This is a genomic window from Kitasatospora sp. NPDC088351, assembly GCF_040685575.1.
In the GTDB taxonomy this organism is placed as follows: Bacteria; Actinomycetota; Actinomycetes; order Streptomycetales; family Streptomycetaceae; genus Kitasatospora.
In genome coordinates this window covers 1-2,372 of sequence record NZ_JBFBIL010000135.1, presented here as the reverse complement: position 1 = coordinate 2,372, position 2,372 = coordinate 1, and the positions used below count along the sequence as shown (strand labels likewise).

Below are 2,372 nucleotides of genomic sequence, written 5' to 3'. Positions count from 1 at the left end.
CAAGCAGGCGGCGGGCGGCGAGCTGAACCCGCTGCTGCGCGGTCTGGTCCGCACTCCCCGCCGCACCGCCGCCACCGGCGCACCCGCCGACGACGGCCGTGAGGTCCTGTTCCGCAGGCTCTCCGCGGTGGGCGAGGCCGAACAGCTCCGGCTGCTCCTGGACCTGGTCCGGGCCAGCGCGGCCAAGGTGCTCGGCCAGAGCATCGACGAGACGGTGAAGCCCGCTCAGGCGTTCAAGGACGTCGGTTTCGACTCGCTGACCTCGCTGCGGATCCGCGGCAGCCTCACCGAGGCCACCGGTGTCCGGCTCCCGGCGACCCTGGTCTTCGACCACCCGACCCCGGCCGCCGTCGCCGAGCACCTGCGAGACCGGCTGGGCCTGGCGGGCTCGGTGGCCGTGCCGCCCGTCCTGCTCGAACTCGACCGGCTGGAGCAGGCGTTGGCGGCCACGGTCGGGACGGCCGGCGCGTCCGGGGCGCCCGACGGACTGCGCGCCCAGGTGGCCGCCCGTCTGGAGGCCCTCACCGCCCGCTGGGCGGAGTCGGGCGAGGAACCCGAGACCGAGGGCGTCGACCTGGGCGCCGCCTCGGACGACGAGCTCTTCGACCTGATCGACAACGAACTCGGCCTTTCCTGATGACGGATACGAGGAAGAACCCCATGTCGAACGACGACAAGCTGCGCGACTACCTCAAGCGCGTCACGGCCGACCTCCAGCAGACCAAGCGCCGCCTGCGCGACGTCGAGGCCCGGCGCACCGAGCCGATCGCCATCGTCGGGATGGCCTGCCGGCTGCCCGGCGGCGTCGCCTCCCCGGCCGACCTGTGGCGCCTGGTCCACGACGGCACCGACGCCATGGCCCCGTTCCCCCGCGACCGGGGGTGGGACGTGGACGGCCTGTACGACCCCGACCCGGACGCCGCCGGGAAGACCTACGCGGAGGAGGGCGGATTCCTCGCCGACCCGGGCGGCTTCGACGCCGCGCTCTTCGGGATCTCGCCGCGCGAGGCGCTGGCGACGGACCCGCAGCAGCGGCTGCTGCTGGAGACCTCCTGGGAGGCCCTGGAGCGGGCCGGCATCGACCCGGCCTCGCTCAAGGGGCAGCCGGTCGGCGTCTACGCGGGGCTGATGTACCACGACTACGCGCACCACGTGCTCAACCTCCCGGAGGGCCTGGAGGGGTACTTCGGGATCGGCAACTCGGGCTCGGTCGCCTCCGGCCGGGTCTCCTACACCCTCGGTCTCGAAGGCCCTTCGGTGACGGTGGACACCGCCTGCTCCTCCTCCCTGGTCGCCGTCCACCTGGCCGCGCAGGCGCTGCGCGAGGGCGAGTGCACGCTGGCCCTGGCCGGCGGTGTCGCCGTGATGGCCACGCCGGAGGTGTTCGTCGACTTCGCCACCCAGCGCGGCCTGGCGCGCGACAGCCGCTGCAAGGCGTACGCGGACGCCGCCGACGGCACCGGCCTGGCCGAGGGCGTCGCCGTCCTCCTGCTGGAGCGGTTGTCGGACGCCCGGCGCCTGGGGCACGAGGTGCTGGCCGTGGTCCGGGGTTCGGCCGTCAACCAGGACGGTGCGTCCAACGGTCTGACCGCCCCGAACGGTCCCTCGCAGCAGCGGGTGATCCTCGCCGCCCTCGCCAATGCCGGGCTGACGCCCGCGGACGTCGACGCCGTCGAGGGCCACGGGACGGGGACCTCGCTGGGCGACCCGATCGAGGCGCAGGCGGTGCTGGCCACCTACGGGCAGGGCCGTTCGGCCGAACAGCCGCTGTGGCTGGGGTCGTTGAAGTCCAACATCGGCCACGCCCAGGCCGCCGCCGGTGCGGCGGGCGTGATCAAGATGGTGGAGGCGCTGCGGCACGGCGTGCTGCCGAAGAGCCTGCACATCGACACGCCCACCTCGAAGGTCGACTGGGACTCGGGCGCGGTCGCGCTCCTCACCGAACGCCGCGACTGGCCGGAGGTCGACCGGCCGCGCCGGGCCGCCGTCTCCTCGTTCGGCGTCAGCGGCACCAACGCCCACGTGATCCTGGAGCAGGCCCCGGTCGGGGACGCGCCGCAGCCGGACGCCGAACCGACCGGTGCCGCACTGCCGTTGGTGCTGTCGGCCGCCTCCGAGGACGCCTTGCGTGCCCAGGCCGGCGCCTGGGGCCGGCTCCTGGCCGAGCAGCCGGACACCGGCCTGGCCCGTACGGCCCGCACCCTCGTCGCCGCGCGCACCCGGTTCACCGAGCGGGCCGTCGTGGTCGCCGCCGACCGGGCGCGGGCGCTGAGCGGGCTGAGGGCCCTGGCCGAGGGAGGGGCCGTGGCCGGGTTGGTGTCCGGTCGGGCGGAGGTGAGCGGTCGGTCGGTGTTCGTTTTCCCGGGTCAGGG

General features: G+C 74.7%; 2 protein-coding genes. Both read left to right on the top strand.

Translation table 11 applies throughout. The features are described from left to right. A partial coding sequence (locus AB0P06_RS36825; RefSeq protein ID WP_363615370.1) for a phosphopantetheine-binding protein occupies positions 1-637 on the top strand: 637 nt, incomplete at its 5' end. 23 nt (positions 638-660) lie between these two features. After that, positions 661-2,372: type I polyketide synthase (locus tag AB0P06_RS36820; RefSeq protein ID WP_363615368.1), on the top strand; the 1,712-nt coding region annotated here is incomplete at its 3' end.